This is a genomic window from Micromonospora sp. RL09-050-HVF-A, from assembly GCF_019374995.1.
In the GTDB taxonomy this organism is placed as follows: Bacteria; Actinomycetota; Actinomycetes; order Mycobacteriales; family Micromonosporaceae; genus Micromonospora; species Micromonospora antibiotica.
In genome coordinates, this window is record NZ_JAGKQP010000002.1 from 2,047,044 (window position 1) to 2,066,895 (window position 19,852).

The following is a 19,852-nucleotide window of genomic DNA, read 5'->3' on the forward strand; positions in this document are numbered from 1 at the left end:
CAGCGCAGTGGTCGTAGTGGTCGGCCCAGACTTGGTGTAAGGCATCGCACGATCACGACATCCGCTAAGGACGGACAGCAGGAATGATCAACTCCAGCGCGGACCACCACATCGCAGCGACCGTCCCCGCAATGAAGACGATAATGTACGTCTCGTACCATCGGTAGAAATTGCGTAACGTCGGTGGCGCCCGGAAGTCCGGCTGCAGGACGTCGGACAACAGTTGACACTCTTCGTGGCGGTAGTCGAGCCAGGTCAGGACGCCAACGACCACCACAAGGACCGTAAAGGCTGCAACGACGGTCACCAACCACAGGAGAGCAAGAATTCCCGCCCGAACAGTGCCCGTTGGAATATTCCAGTCGCGGTAACCGACGAACAGAGCCAATGCCGCGCCGATCAGCGTCGTGGCCAGCGTCTGGTAGATGCCGAGGAAGCGGTGAACATTCTCGTTGGCGGCGTGGATCTGCTGCAGGATGTAGCGGTACCGCTCGAGTTGGAACTCAGTCTGAGCTGCGGCGTCTTTGTGGATCCCCACACAGTCCGGATCGGGGGACCAGCGCTCATCGCGCTGACCAGCCCGTCGTCGCGGGTCGCCACCACGCCCCACCGGCAACCGTCCGGAACTGACCAGCCGAGGTGATCGCTTCACTTATCGGCCGCCCTGGCCTGACCTGCCACACCAGACGGGCGCTGCAGCCGTACCATTTCGACACGTTCGATGCCGCCGCCGACAAGCGACACCGGACACCGCTCGTCACCATCCTCATCCAAGTGCATCGGCTCCATCAGGTCGAGCAGATCGGGCAGCGCAAGCTCCCACATCGCCGCGATGACACGTATCACCAATCCGACCGATCCGAAATTGCCTGTATCATACCACCAACTCCGAGCATTCCATTTCACTCCCTGCAGTTCCGTGTCGGCAAAGCGCTCATCCTTGGGCCGCGGCAACACTTCCTCCGGATACAGCCACTCAGAGTAGAAATTGACGACGAGACAGTCTTCGGGAAATTGCAGCTCGCCGCCACCGAAAGAAATGAACCACGGAGTACCGTCCGACCGGTAGTGAACGTAGAAACTACTGTCTACCAGTAGAATTGTATTCCGAGCCTCCAGCCAACCATGCAGATCCGCCACATCGAGCGCTCGGCCACTCGACAACGCACATGGCAGTTGTGGTGCCACAGCGCCCAATGCCCGGCTCAGGTTACCGATGATCTGGCGTTGCTCCGACCCGATTCGCGGGCTGCGGCCCACCCGATCGGCCTGCGACTCCGCCCATCTGGTGAGCTGCTCGGGGTTGGCGTCCGGAAATGACCGCAGCCGGTCTGCGGTCAGGGGACTGCCGACAAAGACGCCCATGGTCTCGCGAAGGGTGTCGGATTCCAAACCACCCACGTATATCTTTGAATGACAGTTCACCCAACCCCCTGCTCCGCAGGTTCCCTCCCACATCGACGTCATCATGGCCCTACCGATCACTTGACCATGCTCGTCACGTAGTTCCTCGGCCCGTTCGAGAAAACGTTGGTGATACTCCTCGAGGCCAAGCCGGCGCCCGTAGGTATCGTCGGGTCGAAGGTAAACGCGCTCGAACAATTCCGAGTCTGAGATCGCTAACCAGTCATTTGCGTTGACCAGGCGCACGGGCAGGGGGTCGTCTGGCCCCTGCACATCGACATGCACCCGCGCCAGAGCGCACATGGGCAGCACCATCGCGTGCAGGTACTCGGTATGTGTGAGCCGTCGACTCGCATTGCGGAACAGTCCGTTGCCGGACCGCGGCTCCACCCTCAGGCAGGCGCGTATAACAGTTCCTGGCTGACGGAGCCATTCGGCACGCTCGGCTGCACGAAGCAACGGTCGAACCGACACGCCATTCGCAAATTCCAGCACATGAGTATCTCGCGCCGCTTCATCCAGCGCCAGGCTGCGGACGATCACCTTATCGGCGATCATGAAGATAGAGAAGAAGCCGATACCGAAGCGCCCGGTGGGCTGGAATCCACTCAGTTCCGGATATTCCGTCAACATGTCGGCAGACCGCCATCGGGAGAAACCAAAGTCGGTCAGGGCCGAAACCATCGTGTCTGGCTGCATACCGATCCCTTGGTCGGCCACCGTCAGCCACCAAGAGCCGCCCTCCAGGGTCAGTCCGATCGTGACCGTGCCGGGCGGCGCGCCTTCCCGTGCCGCGCGAGCCAATGTCGCATCCGAGGCGTTGGCGATCAACTCCCTCAAAGCCACATCCGGCCGCTTCCCGTACAGCTTTTCTCCACCGAGATTGCCCACCACCTTATCGACATCGGTGACCCTGATCCGCGCGTCAATGGGGCGCCACCGGTCAGTCTGCAGGTAGGCCGCGAGCCGGTCGGGAGCATCCGCACCAGCGACCGACCGGGCCCGGAAACGGGGGCGCTTGAGGTCAGCGCAGAGCGCATCGACACGACGCAGCTCGCCGTCAATCATCTGGATTGTCTCGTGGGCCAACCACCAGGCGGGCGCCTCCGCCCCTGCGAAACGTCGCGTCGATGTATACACGAGACGATCATCGTCCAGCTGTGGACGGGTCAGTCGCTCCTGGAACACCCAGTGGTCTTCGGCGACGCCACTCGGACGCCGGAACGCGTGCACGTAGCTCGGCGCGCGCCGGCTGTCTATGTGCGCCGCATCGGCCAGGCGCAGAATGCAAGCGATCTTCAGCGGATCCACGGTCCAGGCTGGCGGGTGGTCCGGGCGGGAACCCTGCACCCGGTCCAGGTCGCGTAGTCGACCAACATCCCACCAGTGACTCTCGGCAATTTCGCCGATCATGCTTCCGTAGTCAAGTCGGAGACTGAGATCGGCCAAGAGATAGTTGTCACTCCCATCTGGTCCGACGAAGGGGGTTCGTAGCAACTGCTGGGCCCGTTCGGCATGACGCCGCCGTAGCAGCTCGACGAGTGCCTGCTTTTGTGCGACAACATTGATCGTCGACTGGTCCGCAGCCGGTTCCAGATTCTGCAGTCGCTCTGTCGCGATAGCCAGGAGCCCCGCATAGGCAGGATCGGCGATGACCTGGTCCGCACCACCGGGATAGGCGCAAAGCCCCATCCCAAGATCGTGCATGAGAAAGGCACCGCCGAGCACAAAAGCTTCGGCTGGATTGATCGGAAAGTCGACGCCGCAGACGATGGACGCGGTGTCCCAAAGCGCGTCGATATGAGAAATGGAGTGGTCGGTGAACATCGGCATAGAAATCACGATCTCGTTGGCGAGCGGCGCAACCGTCGACCGGAACTGTTGATACGCGGCTCGCAAAGCCGCCCGCTGCGCTGCCCAGCAATCCCCGGGAACTTCGCCGAGCGTCCGGCGCCACAACGGCGACTGCTCATAGGACATCTGATCTGTCGAGATGACCATAAGGAGGAGCCCCTTCAAACATCGCGTGGGATTGAAGGCCACGCCGGATCACAGTCAACCGAAACAGGGAGCAGCTCTTCTTTGGTCCACCAGCCCGCGACCACCAGCAGCATAAGAATGCTCCTTAGATGCTGCCCCCATGAATGTGGGAGAGTCGACCGCGACCGGGAACCTGAATACCGGGCAACTGCCAATTTGGATTTCCGATCTTACTAAGGCTCGGTAGGGGATCACGATTCGAGTCGGGAACCGGACTCTCGTGTTGCGTCGAGCCAAATCAGCCGAACACCCCTGACACGTCGAGTTCACGCTTGCAGTCGGCGATGAATGCCTCGACCAGGGCATCGTCCGTACGACGAGCCGATGCGCCGTGCCGTAGGCGGGCGTCGACGAAGTCGCTACTGCCATACCGCCTACGGTTCAACCGGTCGCTGTGGAAGATCACCCCGCCGACCTGGGACGCCTGACCATGTGACGATGACCGACCCAGGAGGCCACGAGTTCGACGTCCTCAGGCCCGTTCGGTCGGACAGTTGTCCGCCGGCCCGGCCAGCACACCGAATGCCGGTTCACCCGGCCACACCCGGAGAGTCGAGTACCCGAAACCTGGCCGCGGCTGACGCTCCGTCGCGCCGTGGCACCATCGTCCGGTGGACGCGGGGAAGAAGCGGTATCTGGTGTGCCATGACTACGGCATGGGTGGCATGTGGTGGTGGGTGTGGGCCGCCTCTGCCGAGGACATCGTGGACAACGTCGCCGAGGTCGAAGTGATCACCGACGAGGCGAGCATTCGCGAGCTGGGCCCCTCCGTGGAGGAGGAGCTGCACCTGGACGCGCTGTCGGGGACTTCCCTGGCGGACCTGTGGGACCAGCGCGCCGCGCACCGATCGCTGCCCGGGTACGGGGTGCTTGCCGGGCGGGAGCGGGTGTATCTGCGCGACGACGAGGACGGCGCCGTCTTCCTCGTGGAGGTCGGCCCGGACGGGCGTCGCCGGCGGGAGGTGGAGGTGTCGACGGAGGGCGTGTTCCGGCTGGCTGACGACCTGCTCAACCCGCCCCGGGACCTCCGGGACCCCCGGTACGTGCGGATGGAGATCAGCCGTGACGAGTTCGAAGCGGCGTGGGAGCGGTCGGTGCCCTACCCGGAGGACGGAGAGTAGGCCCTCCACAGGGTCCGACCGTGTCGGCCATGGTCATCTCCTGGTCGGGCGAAGACCTTCCTCAGGACAACGGCCGGCCGGACGACCAGGGCAGGTACCAGCACCGTTCGCGCGGTGTCCGGTAGGAGCAGCACTCGTTCGGGCTGGTAGCCCGACCTGACTCGTCGCGGCCCCGGTGGGGCGATCAGGCACGCGGAGCGGACGGGCATCCCCCTGCCGCTCCGCTCGTGCCTGCCCGCGACAGTCGGTGCGCGGTCAGCCGTCCATGCCGCTGACAGCCAGCTGCACCCACAGGATCGAGGCGACGGCGATGCCCAGGAAGGTGAGCGCCGACAGTCCCAAGGCGGCAGCGAGACTCCGGCGCCTGCGGGTCACGACGAAGACGACTACTGACGCGGCCACGGCGAACAGCGCGAGGTATGCCGTAAATCCCATGTTCTGCTTCTCTCTGCTAGGCGTTGCGCGGCACCGGACTGTTGTCGCGGACAGTCAGGTCGTCCGGTGCCGGGAATGATCCGATGTGGTGCGGGCGGAGACGGTGCGGACACGCGATGGTCGGGCGCGGCGGTCCGGGTGGTCGGCGTCGACGAGGAGGCCGACCGGCCGGGCGCTGTCACGGGGCGTACGGCAGGACCTGCAGTCCGATATCGCCGTCTCCGGAGGCCGTGATGCGGCCGTTCGTGACGCCGATGACGCCGTAGGCCCCGTGCAGTTCGAACAGGCCGGAGTCACCTGCCAGGACGACCTGCCAGACCTGCGACGTCTTCCCGTCGCGGCAGTTCTCCAACTTCAACGCCGCACCGGCGGTGTCCGCGACGCAGTACCCGCCGCCGACCTCCTCGTTCCAGAACGGCGGCTTGATGACCACCCGGTTCTTCGCCGCCACCGCCGCCGGGTAGAGGGCCATCGCGGTGGAGTCCGTCCGGTCGGTCCCGGTGAAGTCGACCCACCCTGGCCCGCCTGTAGGAAGCGGTCCACCCCGTCGCCGGCGACGTCGATCAGGACGCTCTTGCCGGCCTTGACGACCGTGATCCGGAGTCCGGACAGGTCCGAGGTGGCCTTCGCCCGGGTCGTCGGCTTCGCCGGCGCAGCGGCGGTGCTGCGGCGGGGGCGGCGGCTACGGCCTGGTCGGCATGCGGGAACGGGTGCAGCTGCTCGGCGGCCGGTTCGAGGCGGGCCGGGTGCCCGGTGCCCGCTGGCAGGTGCTCGCGGACGTGCCGTTGCGGGCGGAGTGAGTGGTGGGACCACCGCACACCGGTTGCCAGCCGATCTTCCCGGCGCTACGTTGACCCTCTATCGACAGGTGTCTACGTAGTTGTCGGGGGTCGCATGTCCATGTCGGTCACTCGCCGCACCGTCCTGGCCGGGGGCGCCGGCACGGCCATCGGCCTCGCGCTGCCCGGGGCCGCCCACGCCCACGGCCACCGCTCCACGAGCGTGAGCTTCACCCTCGACGCGACGACGCTCGACGGCGGCGAACAGGTCACCTCCGTCACCCTCGACACCGCCCGGCTCGGGCCGATCGATCCCGCCGGGCTCCACCCCGGCACGTTCACCGTGCACGCCAAGGCCACCAGCCCCGTCCCGATCGCTCCCGGCGACCTGATCTTCAGCGAGTACGACCTGGACCGCACGGTGACCGCGGCCCGGCTCGACCGGCACGGGAACATCGTGCTGGAACTGAGCCACGCCGAAGGCCAACTCGGCGGCGGCACCCTCGGCTACATCCTGAGCAGGGCCCGTAATGTCCGGCTGGACCTCGTCTACACCATCACGCAGAACACCCCGCTCGTCCGGCGTCACGGCCCACCGCTCACCATCACCAGCTTCGTGCAGGGGCGACTGTCGAACCCCGAGGTGGACGCCTTCAGCCACCACGTGTCGGGCTCGGGCATGAAGTACCGGCTGTACTCCCCGCAGCGTCCACCCCGCCATGGCCGGCTGCCGCTGATCCTCTGGCTGCACGGGGCCGGCGAGGGCGCCTCCCTGCCCGACGGCTACTACGACAACGAGACCACGCTGCGTGCCAACCGGGGGGCGTTGGGCTTCGCCACCCCGCAGGCGCAACGGATCTTCTCCGACGCGTACGTGGTCGCTCCGCAGAGCACCTCCTACTGGATGGAGGACGGCCCCCGGTTCGCCCCGCTGATCCGCGAGATCGTCGACGACCTCGTCCGCCGCAGGCGCGTCGACCCCGACCGGATCTACGTGGCGGGTTGCAGCAACGGCGGCTACATGGCCCTGAAGATGACGGTCGCCTACCCCGACCTGTTCGCCGCGTCGGTGCCGGTCTGCGGCGTCGTCGAGCCGCTCGGCGCGGCGGGCCCGCCGCTGGTCACCGACGCGGAGCTGGCGGCGATCGACACCCCGACCTGGCTGGTCACCTCGCGCGACGACGACACCGTGCCGCCCGTGACCAACACGGTCCACGCCCACGACCTCATCCCGGGATCGCTGATCACCCTGTACGACCGCGTCGTCTGGAACGGCTACCAGTTCCCCGGCCACTTCTCCTGGATCTACGTGGCCCGCAACGACCCGAGCGTCGACGGCACCCACCTCTGGCAGTGGATGTCCCGTCGCCGCCGGTGATCGGCCGCATCCGCGAGTGCTCCCCCAGCGGCGCGGCCCGCCCCGACGGGCACGTGTGCGCGGCCGGGGACGCGCAGGTCCTATTCCGCTCGGGCGGGACGGAGCACGTGACGCACGGCGGCACGCAGCCACCGGTGGGCACCGTCGACGCTGTGCCGTGGGTGCCAGGCCATGCCGATCGTCAGCGGTGGCAGCGGCAGCGGAATGTCCAACAGGCGCAGCCCCAGCGTGTGTGCCGCGTCGCTGAGCCGTGACGGAGGTTCACCCGGCAGCGCGGTCGGCACCAGGCAGACCACGTCCTCGGCTGCGGCCAGCATCATCGCGGCCAGGTGTCCGGGCAGGACGGCGCTGACCCGCCGGCTGAGCCCCTGCTCGGCCAGGGCCGTGTCCAGCGGTCCGCTGAAGCGTCCGCGACGGCTGACCGCCACGTGCTCGGCCTTTGCGAGCCGGGCGGCCGTCAGAGTTCCCTCGGTGAGTGGGTGCCCGGCCCTGACTCCGGCCGCCATCCGCAGGGTGACGAGTTCTTCGACGTGGGTCTCCGGGTCGACATGGTCGATGGCCCCGATTTCCAGGTCGATCCGTCCGTCCCGCAGCGCGGGGCCCGCCTCCCACTCCTCGGCCAGCACCCGCAGCGAAACGCCAGGTGCCCGCTGTCGGGCGAACCGGAGCAGCCCGGGCGCGACTGCGGCACCGACCAGGTCTGCGGACTGGACGGTGAAGGTGCGCCGCAGTGCCGCAGGATCGATTCCGCCGCTCGGGGCGAGCAACGCCTCCAGCTGGCGTACCACCGCGGCGGCCTCGTCGCGCAACGCCTCGGCGCGCGGTGTGGGCACCATCCGCTGGCCGGCCCGGACCAGGAGTGGATCCCGGAGCACCCGGCGCAACCGGGCCAGGCTACGGCTCATCGCCGCAGGGGAGGTCTGTAGCCGCGCGGCGGCGCGGGTGACGCTCTGCTCGGTCAGCAGGGCGTCGAGGGCGACGGCGAGGTTGGCATCGAGGTTCGGGGCGGGGCTGCTCACTGCAATTGTTCCACTTCGGGCAATGATTGGATGCTGAAGTTCCCATTGTGGCAATGCGGTGCCGGTCCGCACTATGGCTGAGTCCTGCCGATCCGACAATCGAGGTTTCATGATCGTCATTACCGGTCCCACCGGGAACATCGGGCGGCACCTGCTGTCGCTGCTGATCGAGGCCGCGCCCGCCGGCCGTGAGGAGTTGCGGGTCGTCGTCCGGGATCCGGCCCGGCTACCCGAGGGCGTCCGTGGCCGGGTCGAGGTGGTCGTCGGCTCGCACGGCGACGCCGCGACCGTCGAGCGTGCCTTCGCCGGGGCGGACGCCGTGTTCTGGCTGGTGCCCCCGGACGCTTCCGTCCCGCCCGACGACGCCTACAGCGGCTTCACCCGCCCGGCCGCGCGGGCTTTCGCCGAGCACGGCGTCGGGCACGTCGTCGGCGTCTCGGCGCTCGGCCGTGGCACCCCGCAGGCCGCCCGGGCCGGGCTGGTCACCGCCTCCCTGGCCATGGACGACCTGATCGCCGGCTCCGGCGTCGCCTACCGCGCCCTGGCCTGCCCGTCCTTCTTCGAGAACCTGCTGGAGGAGGTCGACGCGATCCGCGACGACGGCGTCTTCACCGACACCGTCGCCCCGGACCGTCGCGCCCCCATGGTGGCCGTCGCCGACATCGCCGCCGTCGCGGCCGGGCTGCTGCTGGACCGCTCCTGGACCGGTGTGGGCGACGTCCCGGTGCTCGGCCCGCAGGACCTCTCGCCCGACGACCTGGCCCGCATCATGACCGGGGAACTGGGCCGTCCGGTCCGCTACCGGCGTCAGTCGCTCGACGACCTGCGCTCCACCATGCTCGGTTACGGCCTCAACGAGGCGTTCGTCGAGGCCATGGTCGACATGAAACGCGCCAAGGACGCGGGCCTGGACTCGGGCGTCGCCCGCTCACCGCAGGCGGGGCCGGCCACCGCGTTCGCGCAGTGGTGCGCCCGGACGCTCCGGCCCGCCGTCCGCACCGCCCAGGAGGCCGCCGATGCCCGCTGACCGAACCGGGCCGCCCGTCACCGCTTTCATGCTCGTCAAAACCACTCCCGAGTGGCTCGCGATGACCGTGGCCGAACGCGTCGAGGCCTTCACCACCCACGTCCTGCCCGTCATCGAGGCCCGCACCCGTGGTGTCCGCTCGCGCTTCTACGACACGGAGTTCTACTCGGCGCGGGTCACCGACATCTGGGTCTGGGAGGCGGACGACCACGACGCCTACCGGCTGCTGATCGACGCCTTGCGCGAGACCCCCTTCTGGGACCGCTACTTCGAGGTCGTCGACCTGCTCGTGGGCACCGAGAACGGCTACGCCCACACCTACGGCCTGAAGCCGCTGGCCACCGTCAGCACCTGACGCGCCGCCGCAACGGCCGGTGCCGCCGTCGCCCGACGGCGGCACCGGCTCGGCGGACGACGATCCACCCGATACCTCCCGTTGCTGTTCAGCGGGCGGCGGCCAGCCGGGCCAGCTGGCCGTCGTCCAGCGGCACGTCCACCGCGTCGACAGCCTCGTCGAGCTGCGCGAGGCTGCTCACGCCGACGATGGGCCGGATGCCCTGCCGCAGCAGCCAGGCGAGCACCACCTGGTTGCGCGTCGCCCCCGTCTCGACGGTGATCTCGTCGAGCACACCGAGGACCCGGCTCGTCCCCGGGTGGTCGTACGCCTCGGGGAGAGGTTTGTCGGGGCGTACGTAGCCGCCGTTGATCAACGGGGTGTAGGCCCACACGTCCAGGCCCTCGGTGTGCGCGTAGTCGAGGTCGTCGGCGGCGAGGAGTTTGTGACCCTGGTCGGGCAACGCCGCCCCGGGTCGGGGTTGTGCCAGCGAGTGCCGCAGTTGCAGCGCCGACCACGGGGCCACCCCCTGGTTGCGGGACAGGGCACGGGCCTGCTCGACGCGCCACGACGCGTGGTTCGCCGCCCCGACCCGGTGCACGGTCCCCCTGCTGACGAGCGCGCCGAAGGCAGCGACGGTCTCGGCGAGCGGCACGGTGCGGTCCTCGCCGTGTGCCCACAGCAGGTCGACCGTGTCGACGCCCAACCGCGACAGGCTACCGGCGACGCCCGCCGCGACCGCCCCGGCCGACAGTCCCTCGGCGGACTCGGGCCAGCGGTGCGCCACCAGCGGGTCGTACCGGACCTTCGTCGCGATCCGCACCCGGGCCCGCCCGCCCGGCCGGGCCCGCAACCACGCCCCGATCACCCGCTCACTGGCCCCGCCGAGACCTGTCGGATCGGACCAGAACGCGTAGCAGTTGGCGGTGTCGAGCCACTCCCCGCCCGCCTCCACGAACCTGTCCAGCAGCGCGAAGGCGCGATCCTGGTCCACCGTCGTGCCGTAGTTCATCGTCCCCAGCACCAGCCGGGCCGCTGTCCTGTCGCCTGCCATGGTGTCGACCCTGCCACCTGGAGCGCGCTCCAGGTCAAGCCCTTCGCCCCGCCTGCCTGCCGGGGAGGCCGGTCGGCAGCTGCCCCGTCCCGGTGTTCCCGCCACACGGACCGCCGTGGGTCTCATCCGTCGAACCCGCCGGCCGGTCCGCTTCCGACCGGCAGCGGAGATCATGAGCAGCAGGGCGTCGGACCGGCCCGGCCGGGACCGTGGACTGCCTGTCCCGGCCGGCGGTCGGCTCACCTCACCTGCTCAGGAGTGGTTGCCAGCCGTCGCGGTAGCACACACCGCGAGGCAGCAACCGGATCTGGTCGTGCACCGTGGCGACGACCGGCTCGGTGCGTACCTCCCGGGGGCGGTCCACCACGACGCAGACGTCCTCGCCGGGCCACCACCAGCCGCAGGAGCGGGCCAGGTCGGCCCAGGCGTCGACGTGTTCGGTCTCGTCCGGGCCGTAGCCGGCCAGGCCGAGACGACGCAGCACGTCGTAGTAGGCGATCCAGGACGCGTCCTGCTGCCCGTACCAGCACACCGGAACCGCAGCGCCGCCGGCGAGCGCCGCGCGCACGGGCAGGTAGAACCCGTGCGCGAGGCTGCGGTGCAACGCCGTACGGATGCCCTGGTGCAACACGACCGCCAAGGGGACACCGCTGTCGAGCGCACGCGACGGTGCCAGTTCGGGCCAGGGCTGCCTGGTCCTGCCCGTGCGCCCGGGGGACAGTTCCGGGTCGGGGTGGGTGACGCCCGCGCCCAGTGCGCCGCGCAGCCGGGAGGCGATCATGGCGAGGTCGCTGGCCAGCGGTGGTGTCCGGCGGGGCCGGGGGTCTCGGACCTGTTCGTAGAGCTGGTCGAGGGTGGGCCAGCCGGTGACCAGGGGGCGTGCCGCGGCCGGCGATTCGACCCAGACGAACCGAGGTCGCGGCCGTGCTGTCCGGGCGTAGAGGGCGGTCAGGGACCGCTCGGCGGTCGCCCGGTCAGCCGGCTGCGTGGACAGGGCGTGATCGAGCCATTCCTGGCGGATCCGGGTCGCTTGCTGCCACAGGTCGTGCGGGTCGCTGTGGACAGCGGCCTGCGGGGTCTTCGCGGCGGCGTCGCGCCGCGCGGGGGCGCTCACCGCGCCAGGGCGTCGCCGCCCTTCCGGTACGAGATCATGCGACGACTATCGCCCGCCGCGCGCCGCCGGCGCAAAGGCATTTCGCCACCTCCCCGGTTCACCCGCCACGCGCCGCCGGCGCAAAGGCTTCGCCCCCTCCCCGGTTCACCCGCCGCACGGCGTCCGCTCAGGCTCCACCGTCGGCGGCCGCAGGTCGGTTTCGAGGGCGTCGAGGTAGCCGGCGAAGCCGTGCGGGGCCCGACCGTGACGGCGGGCACTGGTCCGTACCGCACAGCCGGCGTCGGTGACGACCCGCATGGCCTGCCGCCGACCGCGTTCGACGAGGTCGTGGTCCTCACCGTGGCGCAGGTCGGCGAAGCCGCCCAGCCGCTCGTACGCGGTGGCGGCGCAGCCCAGGTTCGCACCGTGGACGTGCCGGTGGCCGGTGCCGGTCAACCCCTGCCGGTACCGGTCCTCGTAACGGTCACGGACCTGGGTGGCGCGGGGCGCCCAGTCGGTGACCCGTACCGTCCCGACCAGCAGGTCGGTGCCGGCGCGGGCGTGACCCAACTGCCAGCCGCCCCACCGTCGGGGCACCCGGCTGTCCGCGTCGGTGGTGGCGAGCCACAACCCCTGCGGACCGTTGCGCAGCGCGTACGCCATGCCGGCGGCGCGGGCCCGGCCGACGTTACGGGCCCGCACCATCAACACGACGACGCCGAGACGTTCGGCGACGGCGGCCGTGGCGTCCCGGCAGTCGTCGGCCACCACGATCACCTCCGAGCGCACCGGCAGGTGACGCAGCGAGTCGAGGACGGAGGTCAGACAGCCGGGCAACGACACCTGCTCGTCGTGGGCGGGCACCACGACCGCCATCCGGTTCACCACAGACCGTCGGTCTGTGCGACGGACCGGGCCGGCGGCGGCACCCGGAGGAACACGTCGAGGAGGAAGTCGGCCTCCTCGTGCCGGGCCGTCCGCGCCAGACCGGCCACGCCGCCGAGCAGCCGGTGCACGTCGTCGCCACCACGGGCGTGCTCGGCCACCGCCGGCCGCCAGTGCACCGCCACGAGCGTGCCGCCGGGGGCGAGCGAGTCCACCGTCCGGGCCAGCAGCCGATCCAACCCGGCGTCGTCGAAGTAGTAACCCAACTCGGAGAGCACGACCAGGTCGAAACGGTCGTCCGGCACGGCCGGCCACTCGTCGGGAACGCGCATCCGCTCCACCCGTACGTGCGGCTGGTCCGCCAGCCGCTCCTGGGCGCTCGCCACCGGCGCGGCGGCGATGTCGACCGCCAGCAGCCGGTCGCACCGCTGGGCGAGGCGGCGGGTGAGCATGCCTGTCGAACACCCCGGTTCGAATGCCGACCGGTAACGCCGACGCGGCAGACAGGCCACCGTCACGTCGTGCTTACGCTGGTCGTACCAGCGGGTGGCGAAACCCCACGGGTCCTCCGCCCCGGCGTACATGCCGTCGAAGTATTCGGCCGGGGTGCCGGGTGGGGTCATGGCACGAACACCGTTTCGTAGGGCCGCGCGAAGCGGGCGAGAACGTGCGGGGGCAGGATCGCGGCGTCGGCGGGTGCCGGCCCGAGCGGCAGCACCTGGCTCCGGAAGGCGTCGACCGCTTCCCGCTTGGCTGATCTGGCCGCGTCGGTCAGGTCGAGCCGGCGTGCCCGGTGCCACGGCACGTCGGGATGGTCCGGCCCGGCCCAGTGCCACATCCACACCGGGAACTCCAGCAGCGTCGCACCCGTACGCCGGCAGGCGACCGCAGCCGCCCGCCCGACCGCCTCGTGGTCGGGGTGTCCGTCGCCGCGCCACGTCGTGACACACCATCGGCCCGGCACCAGCCGGGTGGTCAACGCGTCGGTGAGCGCCGCTTCGTCGACACCGCCGTCGGGATGCCCGAGATGCTCGATGACGGCGGGGGCGACCCCGAGCAGCCCGCAGGCCGTGACCGTCTCGGCCCGCCGGATCGCGGCCAGCGCCGCCCGCGAGTGCACCGTGGATTCCGGATGTGAGGCCTCGCCGTCGGTGACGACCGCGATCTCGACACCGCCGGCGAGCATCGCGACCAGGCCACCCACACCGAGCACCTCGTCGTCGGGATGGGGGGCGACGACCAGCGGCGGCACCGTCGGCGACCGGTCGGCCAACGCCAGTACGGGCCATCCGGCAGGTGCCGGCCAGGCATGCCAGGTGCCCTCGTCGGTGCCCGCGTCGACGATCGGCCTCACCATCCGGGGTCCCCGACCGCCGCCACCAGTTCACCGAGGTGGGCCAGGTCCGCCTCCGCGTGGCTCTGCCGCAGGTACACCGTCAGGTCGGCGACCCGTCGGGCGTGGTGGGCGTCCTGGCACAGCGGGCCCGCCCCCAGCGCCCGGCCGACCCGGTCGACGACGGTGGTGGCGGTCGCCTCGACGGTGGCGCGCACCTGGTGCGCCAACCGGTCCGCGTCCCCGGTGGGCTTCGCGTCGACCTCGTCGGCGGCGGCGAGCAGGACCGCTCGGGCGGCGGTCAGGGCCGCGTCGACCGCCCCGAGGTGCGCCATGGCGTGCGGGCTGAGGCGGCGGTGCCGCGCCGCGTCGTGCAGGGTGTCGGCGACCCCGACCGCACCGCCGTACCAGCACGCCGCGACCCCCAGCCCGCCGTGCCAGAAACCCGGCCGCGCGGTGTAGCTGCCGGGCCCGCCGACGGGCAGGGCGGTCACGCCGTCGAAGCTGACGGTACGGCTGTCGCTGGCGGCCATGCCGACGGCGGGCCACGTGTCGGCCACCGGGGTGACCCCGGCGGCGTCGACCTCGATCACGAACAGCCGGACGCCGTCGTCGGCGGTCGCGGTGACCAGGGCCCGGGACAGTAGACCCGCCCCGGAGCACCACGGCCGGTCACCGGTCAGCCGCCACCGGTCGCCGTCCCGGGTGGCGGTGACCGAAGCCGGTGCTGCCGCCCAGACGCCCCACGGCTCGCGACGCCGGTCGGGGTCGACCGGCACGCCGAGTTCGGCGAGGATCGCCAGGGCGTCGGCGTGCCCCTCCCCCAGCCGGGCCAACGTCAGGTCGGCGCGGCCGAGTTCGACGAAGCGCAGGAAGCGTTCACGCGTGCGTCCGCCGCCGGGTGACGGCAGGTCGAGAAGCCCGGCGTGCACGGCCGACCGGAACGCCGTCCCCGGGTCCTCGCCGCCGGCGGTCAGCATCCGGTCCCCACTGCCCGGGGCGGTCGGCCGGACCGCAGCCCACCCCGGCCTGATGCGCGGTCGACCACGGGCAACGGCTCCGGACGGCCGAGCGTCATCGTGTACCTCCCCGTTCGGGCGACGTGCGGCCTGTGTAGGTCGCCGCCGCAAGATGCCCCTCTCCCCCGGGGCGAAACATGGCCTGGCCCACACCGCCGCAGGTGACACCCGCGGCGTCGCCCGGCGCGCGGACCTGACACCGGACCTGATCGGGGAGATGACCGTCGCGCGCCGGCGGCCCGGGCCCGTACGGCACCACCCTCGTCCCCCGTGCGAGCTACCCGCAGGTGTCCACCGCATGGTGACGATTCCCGGCCCGCGAATCCCTAGCGTTCCAGGTGACCGTGGCACTCCGGCCGCGCACCCTGCAGAGGAACCCCATCATGCGTGTGTTGAAGCAGGTCCTGGCTGTCGTCGCTGCCGGTGCCGTCGGCAGCCGGGCCGTCGCGGCGGTGCAGGACGACCCCTGGCTCACCCTGCTCCTCGGTACGGCGACCGCCGTGGCCACGCTCCTCGTGTACGGGTGGGTGGTGCGCCGTACCGAACGACGGGACGTCACGGAACTGGCCCGGGCTGGCGCCGGCACCCGGATCGCCCGGGGGACGTTGACCGGGTGCGCCATGTTCACCGCCGTCATCGTCGTCATCGCCCTGCTGGGCGGCTACCACGTGCACGGTGTGGGCTCGGTGACCGGCGCGGTGGGGTTGTTCGGGTTCATGGCGGCCGCGGCCGTGACCGAGGAGGTGCTCTTCCGGGGCCTGCTGTTCCGCCTCGTCGAGGAACGCCTCGGTACCTGGCTGTCGCTGCTGGTGACCGGGGTGCTGTTCGGCCTGATCCACCTGGCCAACCCCGACGCCGACCTGTGGGGCGCGACCGCCGTCACCATCGAGGCGGGTTTCATGCTCGCCGCCTGCTACGCCGCCACCCGCACCCTGTGGGTGCCGATCGGGCTGCACTTCGGGTGGAACTTCGCCGCCGCGGGGATCTTCAGCGTCGTGGTCTCCGGAAACGGCGAGTCGACGGGGCTGCTGGACGCCACCATGTCGGGCCCGACGCTGCTCAGCGGCGGCGACTTCGGCCCGGAGGCCAGCCTCGGCACGGTGCTGGCGGGGCTGGTGCTGACCGTGGTGTTCCTGGGGCTGGCCCACCGCAGGGGTCGTATCGTGCCGCGTCGCCGCCCGGTCGACGCGCCGGCGGCAGACGTTACCGTCTCCTGATGGTCGACCTGCGGACGCTTGCGGACCGGTGGCGGCGCTGGCCCGTCACGGTCCGGGACCTCCCGCTGGCGCTGCTGATCGCTCTCGCCTGCGCGCCGCTGCCGGTGTTGCAGGACCGCAGCACGCAACTCGGCGACCTGCCCGGCCGCCCGTTCGACGCGCTGGCCGTGGTGGCGATCGCCCTGGAGTGCCTCCCGCTGGCCGTCCGGCGGCGATGGCCCGGGATCTGCCTCGCCCTGGTGTCCGTCGGTTTCGCCATCGACCAGGTACGCGCCTACCACTCGGTCGCGGGCACCGCGCTGGCCGTGGCGTTGCTGAGCGCCGGCGTCCACCTGCAACGTCGTCGGCGTACCACCCTGGTGGTGGGCTCCGCCGCGTACGTCGCCCTGGCCGTCGCCCTGCACCGGCAGGGGTCGACGGAGGGCGTGGGTGGTTTCCTCACGTTCTACCTGGCGTCGACCCTCGCCTGGGGGGTCGGGGCCTGGCTGCGGCAGAGCCGGGCCGCCGAGGCCGAGCGCCGCCGGGTGGCCGCGGTGGCCGCCCGCGCCACCGAACGCGCCCGCATCGCCGGTGAACTGCACGACATCGTGACCCACCACGTGACGGCGATGGTCGTGCAGGCCGAGGCGGCGCGCTACCTGACGGCTGCCCCGGACCGTCTCGACACCACCCTCACCGCCATCAGCGACACCGGCCGGCGGGCCATCACCGACCTGCGGATCCTGCTCGACCTGCTCAACCCCGACCACCACGGCGACCCGCGGGTGCCGTCCGTCGGCGCGTTGCACGCTCTGGTCGAGCAGACCCGGCAGGCCGGGCAGCCGGTGGAGTTCACCCAGGAGGGCAGCCCCGCCGGGACCGTCGGCGGCGCGGAGGCCGCCGCCTACCGGGTCGTGCAGGAGGCGCTGACGAACGCCCTGAAGTACGCCCACGGCAGCCGCACCGCCGTGCACGTCCGCCACGGGAAGAGGGAGATCACGGTGGAGATCGACACCGACGGCCCGGGTACGCACCCCGCAGGCCCGGGTGGGAGTGGACGCGGCCTGACCGGGCTGCGCGAACGCGTCACCGTGCTCGGCGGCGAGTTCAGCGCGCAACGCCGGGACGACGACGGATTCGTCGTCCGGGCCCGCATCCCCACCGGTGACGCGTCGTGACCGCGCCGATCCGGGTGCTGGTCTGCGACGACCAGGCGCTGATCCGTACCGGCTTCGCGACGATCATCGGCGCTCAACCCGACCTGGCGGTGGTGGGCGAGTGCGGCAACGGGCGTGAGGCGGTCGACCTCGCCGGCCGGCTGCACCCGGACGTGGTGGTGATGGACGTGCGGATGCCGGTCCTCGACGGCATCGCGGCGACCCGCCTACTGGCCGGCAGCGGGACAGCCAACCCGGTCAAGGTGCTCGTGGTGACGACGTTCAACCTCGACGAGTACGTCTATGAGGCGCTGCGCGCCGGAGCGAGCGGCTTCCTGCTCAAGGACGCGCCGCCAGCGCAGCTGCTGCACGGCATCCGCACCGTCGCCAGCGGGGCCGCACTGCTGGCACCCGAGGTGACCCGGCAACTCGTCGGCCGGTACGCCGCACGCATCCGACCCGCCGAGGGCACCCCGGACGACACGGGCCTGACCCGGCGCGAGTTGGAGGTGCTGCGCCTGATCGCCGACGGCCTGTCCAACAGCGAGATAGCGGCCCGGCTGGTGATCAGTCAGGAGACCGTCAAGACGTACGTGTCGCGCATTCTCACCAAACTCGACCTACGCGACCGGGTGCAGGCGGTGGTGTACGCGTACCGGACCGGGCTGGTGACCTGAACGCCCCGGGAGGTTGGTCCTCTCGACGAGACAGGGGGCGCAGGCCCGCCGTCAATCTCGCACATGCAGGTTGAAACCCCCGCGCCCAGGAGCCTCCAGGCCCTCCTTCAATCGTAGTGACGGAATCTCGTAGTCACCGGAGTTCTGCCGCCGGAACGCGATGGGCGCCGTCGTCTCCAGCGTCAGCAATCGTTGCTTCCACCTTTTCGTCACGTCCTCGAATTCTCCGTCGGACATCCTGACGGCGTCATACAACACGAATGGCGGCAGCACCTCCATGCCCGGGTAGTAGAGGATCCCGTGGTGGATCGGGAACAGCAGATCCCCGATGGGGCCGTTGATCCCGCGATCGGTGTAGTGCGACTGTGGGCCGCCCACGGTCACCGAGAGGATCGCCCGCCGCCCGAGCAGGATTCCCTCGCCGTAACGCTCGCCGTAGCGGGTCTCGTCGTGCACGCCCACGCCGTAGGCGAAGTGGAAAGAGAACACCCGGTCCACCCAGCCCTTGAGGATGGCCGGCATCGTGTACCACCACAACGGGAACTGGAAGATCACCGTGTCAGCCCAGAGCAGCTTCTCCTGCTCGGCCGTCACATCGGGGGTGAGTGCGCCGGCGTCGTACGCCCCACCCGAACTCGGTATCACCCGCAGCGGGCTCGTGGCGTACCCGCCGAAGTCGGCTGCGTCCACGACGGCCTTCCAGTTCATCGCGTACAGGTCACTCACCCGCACCTCGTGACCGGCGGCCTCAAGAGTGGACACCGCGACATCCTTCAGTGAGCCGTTCAGCGAACGCGGCTCCGGATGGGCGTACACGATGAGCGTCTTCATGGCTGATCCCTTCGACGACGTGGGTCGCCACCGATACTCGACGGCCGGGACCGCCCCCGTTCAGGGGCGCGAGTTCCGTCGGACCGGACTTCCTGGTACCGGCAGGACCACCCGCACACGGGTCACCCGAGCGATACTGGAGGCCATGGACGATCTCGCGGGCTTCCTGCGTATCCGGCGCTCCCGGGTCGACCCGTCCGTCGCCGGCATCCCGACCGACAGCCGGCGTCGCGTCGAGGGTTTGCGTCGCGAAGAGGTCGCTCATCTGTCCGGGGTCAGCGTCGACTACTACGTACGCCTGGAGCAGGGCCGCGCCACCCAACCCTCGGAACAGGTCCTCGACGCGCTCGCCCGCGTCCTCGGACTCGACGAGACCGAACGCGGTCACCTGCACCGGCTGGCCCGGCAACGCCGCCGTCGCACCAGGTCACCCAGCAGTCGCCCCCGGGCGGACCTGCTACGGGTACTCGACCTGATCATCGACGCCCCGGCCCTGATCATGGACCACCGGATGGACGTGGTCGCCGGCAATCGCCTCGCCGGACTTCTCTACGGCCGAAACACGACGGGCCTGAACACCGCCCGGCACATCTTCCTCGAAGAGGCCGAACGTGGCCTCTATGCAGAATGGGAGAAATGCACGCTCGACGTGGTCGGGCACCTTCGCCTGGCCGCCGGCAGATACCCCGATGATCCCCGCCTGGCCTCGCTCATCGGCGAACTGTCGGTGGGCAGCGAGCGCTTCCGCCGTCTCTGGGCCCGTGCCGACGTACGCGCCCGCACGCACGGACGCAAGGCCTACCGGCATCCCCTGGTCGGACTGCTCGAACTGCATCAGGAGAACTTCGCCCTGCCGGATGAATCGGGCATCGAACTGATAGTCCTGTCGGCGCCACCGGAAAGCCCCGCCGAAGACGGGCTGCGCCTGCTGGCCTCACTCAACGACGGCGGGAACACCCCGGGGAAAGGACTGCGGGTCACCAACTCGTCATGAGCCGTGCGCCCATCTGCCACCGGGCACGCGTCGCTGGGCCAATTGTCGCCCAGCTGAACATGCGCTGGGACGCACA

General features: G+C 70.3%; 20 protein-coding genes. 8 read left to right on the forward strand and 12 right to left on the reverse strand.

Features of this window, described 5'->3' with window-relative positions; translation table 11 throughout:
• Window positions 1-64: 64 nt before the first annotated feature.
• Both J7462_RS08850 and J7462_RS08855 read right to left on the reverse strand, forming a co-directional pair.
• Window positions 65-538, reverse strand: coding sequence for a hypothetical protein (locus J7462_RS08850; RefSeq protein ID WP_219463380.1), 474 nt, complete (start codon window positions 536-538; stop codon window positions 65-67).
• 110 nt (window positions 539-648) lie between these two features.
• Window positions 649-3,384, reverse strand: a complete 2,736-nt coding sequence (locus J7462_RS08855) for an ATP-binding protein (RefSeq protein WP_219463382.1) — start codon at window positions 3,382-3,384, stop codon at window positions 649-651.
• 671 nt (window positions 3,385-4,055) lie between these two features.
• Here J7462_RS08855 and J7462_RS08860 point away from each other — a divergent pair.
• Entirely contained in the window at window positions 4,056-4,565 is a 510-nt protein-coding gene (locus J7462_RS08860) for a hypothetical protein (RefSeq protein WP_308290833.1), read from the forward strand.
• A 255-nt stretch (window positions 4,566-4,820) separates the two neighbouring features.
• Here the strand turns inward: J7462_RS08860 and J7462_RS08865 are convergent, their stop codons facing one another.
• Together J7462_RS08865 and J7462_RS08870 are read right to left on the reverse strand one after the other, a co-directional pair.
• Window positions 4,821-5,000, reverse strand: coding sequence for a hypothetical protein (locus J7462_RS08865; RefSeq protein WP_219463384.1), 180 nt, complete (start codon window positions 4,998-5,000; stop codon window positions 4,821-4,823).
• Between the two features lie 178 nt (window positions 5,001-5,178).
• Window positions 5,179-5,472, reverse strand: a complete 294-nt coding sequence (locus tag J7462_RS08870; protein ID WP_219463386.1) for a hypothetical protein — start codon at window positions 5,470-5,472, stop codon at window positions 5,179-5,181.
• A gap of 428 nt (window positions 5,473-5,900) precedes the next feature.
• Between J7462_RS08870 and J7462_RS08875 the strand changes: the two genes are divergently transcribed.
• On the forward strand, window positions 5,901-7,157 hold the full coding sequence (locus J7462_RS08875; RefSeq protein WP_255597645.1) for a prolyl oligopeptidase family serine peptidase: 1,257 nt from the start codon (window positions 5,901-5,903) through the stop codon (window positions 7,155-7,157).
• 80 nt (window positions 7,158-7,237) lie between these two features.
• Here the strand turns inward: J7462_RS08875 and J7462_RS08880 are convergent, their stop codons facing one another.
• Window positions 7,238-8,176, reverse strand: a complete 939-nt coding sequence (locus J7462_RS08880; RefSeq protein WP_308290834.1) for a LysR family transcriptional regulator — start codon at window positions 8,174-8,176, stop codon at window positions 7,238-7,240.
• A gap of 109 nt (window positions 8,177-8,285) precedes the next feature.
• Between J7462_RS08880 and J7462_RS08885 the strand changes: the two genes are divergently transcribed.
• Window positions 8,286-9,203, forward strand: coding sequence for an NAD(P)H-binding protein (locus tag J7462_RS08885; protein WP_219463390.1), 918 nt, complete (start codon window positions 8,286-8,288; stop codon window positions 9,201-9,203).
• Entirely contained in the window at window positions 9,193-9,558 is a 366-nt protein-coding gene (locus J7462_RS08890; protein ID WP_219463392.1) for a darcynin family protein, read from the forward strand. Before J7462_RS08885 ends, J7462_RS08890 begins: the two co-directional genes overlap by 11 nt.
• An 88-nt stretch (window positions 9,559-9,646) precedes the next feature.
• Here J7462_RS08890 and J7462_RS08895 read toward each other — a convergent pair whose 3' ends face one another.
• From J7462_RS08895 to J7462_RS08920, 6 genes are all read right to left on the reverse strand, one after another.
• Window positions 9,647-10,591 carry an aldo/keto reductase gene (locus J7462_RS08895; RefSeq protein ID WP_219463393.1) on the reverse strand — a complete coding sequence of 315 codons (945 nt, stop codon included), beginning with the start codon at window positions 10,589-10,591 and terminating at the stop codon, window positions 9,647-9,649.
• A 244-nt stretch (window positions 10,592-10,835) separates the two neighbouring features.
• Window positions 10,836-11,705, reverse strand: a complete 870-nt coding sequence (locus J7462_RS08900; RefSeq protein WP_219463395.1) for a DUF6745 domain-containing protein — start codon at window positions 11,703-11,705, stop codon at window positions 10,836-10,838.
• 144 nt (window positions 11,706-11,849) lie between these two features.
• Window positions 11,850-12,560 carry a glycosyltransferase family 2 protein gene (locus J7462_RS08905; RefSeq protein ID WP_219463397.1) on the reverse strand — a complete coding sequence of 237 codons (711 nt, stop codon included), beginning with the start codon at window positions 12,558-12,560 and terminating at the stop codon, window positions 11,850-11,852.
• A gap of 5 nt (window positions 12,561-12,565) precedes the next feature.
• On the reverse strand, window positions 12,566-13,192 hold the full coding sequence (locus tag J7462_RS08910; RefSeq protein WP_219463398.1) for a class I SAM-dependent methyltransferase: 627 nt from the start codon (window positions 13,190-13,192) through the stop codon (window positions 12,566-12,568).
• Window positions 13,189-13,926, reverse strand: coding sequence for a PIG-L deacetylase family protein (locus J7462_RS08915; protein ID WP_219463400.1), 738 nt, complete (start codon window positions 13,924-13,926; stop codon window positions 13,189-13,191). The genes J7462_RS08910 and J7462_RS08915 overlap by 4 nt, the downstream gene beginning before the upstream one ends.
• A complete protein-coding gene (locus J7462_RS08920; protein ID WP_219463402.1) occupies window positions 13,920-14,882 on the reverse strand; it encodes an acyl-CoA dehydrogenase family protein in 963 nt (320 codons plus the stop codon). Before J7462_RS08920 ends, J7462_RS08915 begins: the two co-directional genes overlap by 7 nt.
• Window positions 14,883-15,304: 422 nt before the next feature.
• Between J7462_RS08920 and J7462_RS08925 the strand changes: the two genes are divergently transcribed.
• The 3 genes from J7462_RS08925 to J7462_RS08935 are packed head-to-tail and all read left to right on the forward strand — an operon-like array spanning window position 15,305 to window position 17,951.
• Window positions 15,305-16,138 carry a CPBP family intramembrane glutamic endopeptidase gene (locus J7462_RS08925; RefSeq protein ID WP_219463405.1) on the forward strand — a complete coding sequence of 278 codons (834 nt, stop codon included), beginning with the start codon at window positions 15,305-15,307 and terminating at the stop codon, window positions 16,136-16,138.
• Window positions 16,138-17,295: a sensor histidine kinase gene (locus J7462_RS08930; protein WP_219463406.1), complete on the forward strand. Its 1,158-nt coding sequence runs from the start codon at window positions 16,138-16,140 to the stop codon at window positions 17,293-17,295. The genes J7462_RS08925 and J7462_RS08930 overlap by 1 nt, the downstream gene beginning before the upstream one ends.
• Window positions 17,292-17,951 carry a response regulator transcription factor gene (locus J7462_RS08935; protein WP_219463408.1) on the forward strand — a complete coding sequence of 220 codons (660 nt, stop codon included), beginning with the start codon at window positions 17,292-17,294 and terminating at the stop codon, window positions 17,949-17,951. Before J7462_RS08930 ends, J7462_RS08935 begins: the two co-directional genes overlap by 4 nt.
• Window positions 17,952-18,002: 51 nt before the next feature.
• On the opposite strand, the gene J7462_RS08940 is transcribed toward J7462_RS08935, so the two are convergent.
• The gene (locus J7462_RS08940) at window positions 18,003-18,782 is read right to left on the reverse strand and encodes an NAD(P)H-dependent oxidoreductase (RefSeq protein WP_219463410.1); all 780 of its coding nucleotides are present in this window, start codon (window positions 18,780-18,782) and stop codon (window positions 18,003-18,005) included.
• Between the two features lie 145 nt (window positions 18,783-18,927).
• On the opposite strand from J7462_RS08940, the gene J7462_RS08945 reads away from it, so the two are divergent.
• Window positions 18,928-19,776 (forward strand): helix-turn-helix transcriptional regulator, encoded by an 849-nt coding sequence (locus J7462_RS08945; RefSeq protein WP_219463411.1) that lies wholly within the window; start codon window positions 18,928-18,930, stop codon window positions 19,774-19,776.
• Window positions 19,777-19,852: the final 76 nt, after the last annotated feature.

Bases quoted from the DNA above. Each gene is read 5' to 3' on its own strand.
- J7462_RS08910 (WP_219463398.1), bottom strand. From the start codon at position 13,192: ATGACCCCACCCGGCACCCCGGCCGAATACTTCGACGGCATGTACGCC.
- J7462_RS08890 (WP_219463392.1), top strand. From the start codon at position 9,193: ATGCCCGCTGACCGAACCGGGCCGCCCGTCACCGCTTTCATGCTCGTC.
- J7462_RS08930 (WP_219463406.1), top strand. From the start codon at position 16,138: ATGGTCGACCTGCGGACGCTTGCGGACCGGTGGCGGCGCTGGCCCGTC.
- J7462_RS08940 (WP_219463410.1), bottom strand. From the start codon at position 18,782: ATGAAGACGCTCATCGTGTACGCCCATCCGGAGCCGCGTTCGCTGAAC.
- J7462_RS08915 (WP_219463400.1), bottom strand. From the start codon at position 13,926: ATGGTGAGGCCGATCGTCGACGCGGGCACCGACGAGGGCACCTGGCAT.
- J7462_RS08870 (WP_219463386.1), bottom strand. From the start codon at position 5,472: ATGGCCCTCTACCCGGCGGCGGTGGCGGCGAAGAACCGGGTGGTCATC.
- J7462_RS08925 (WP_219463405.1), top strand. From the start codon at position 15,305: ATGCGTGTGTTGAAGCAGGTCCTGGCTGTCGTCGCTGCCGGTGCCGTC.
- J7462_RS08945 (WP_219463411.1), top strand. From the start codon at position 18,928: ATGGACGATCTCGCGGGCTTCCTGCGTATCCGGCGCTCCCGGGTCGAC.
- J7462_RS08855 (WP_219463382.1), bottom strand. From the start codon at position 3,384: ATGTCCTATGAGCAGTCGCCGTTGTGGCGCCGGACGCTCGGCGAAGTT.
- J7462_RS08885 (WP_219463390.1), top strand. From the start codon at position 8,286: ATGATCGTCATTACCGGTCCCACCGGGAACATCGGGCGGCACCTGCTG.
- J7462_RS08905 (WP_219463397.1), bottom strand. From the start codon at position 12,560: ATGGCGGTCGTGGTGCCCGCCCACGACGAGCAGGTGTCGTTGCCCGGC.
- J7462_RS08875 (WP_255597645.1), top strand. From the start codon at position 5,901: ATGTCGGTCACTCGCCGCACCGTCCTGGCCGGGGGCGCCGGCACGGCC.
- J7462_RS08895 (WP_219463393.1), bottom strand. From the start codon at position 10,591: ATGGCAGGCGACAGGACAGCGGCCCGGCTGGTGCTGGGGACGATGAAC.
- J7462_RS08865 (WP_219463384.1), bottom strand. From the start codon at position 5,000: ATGGGATTTACGGCATACCTCGCGCTGTTCGCCGTGGCCGCGTCAGTA.
- J7462_RS08920 (WP_219463402.1), bottom strand. From the start codon at position 14,882: ATGCTGACCGCCGGCGGCGAGGACCCGGGGACGGCGTTCCGGTCGGCC.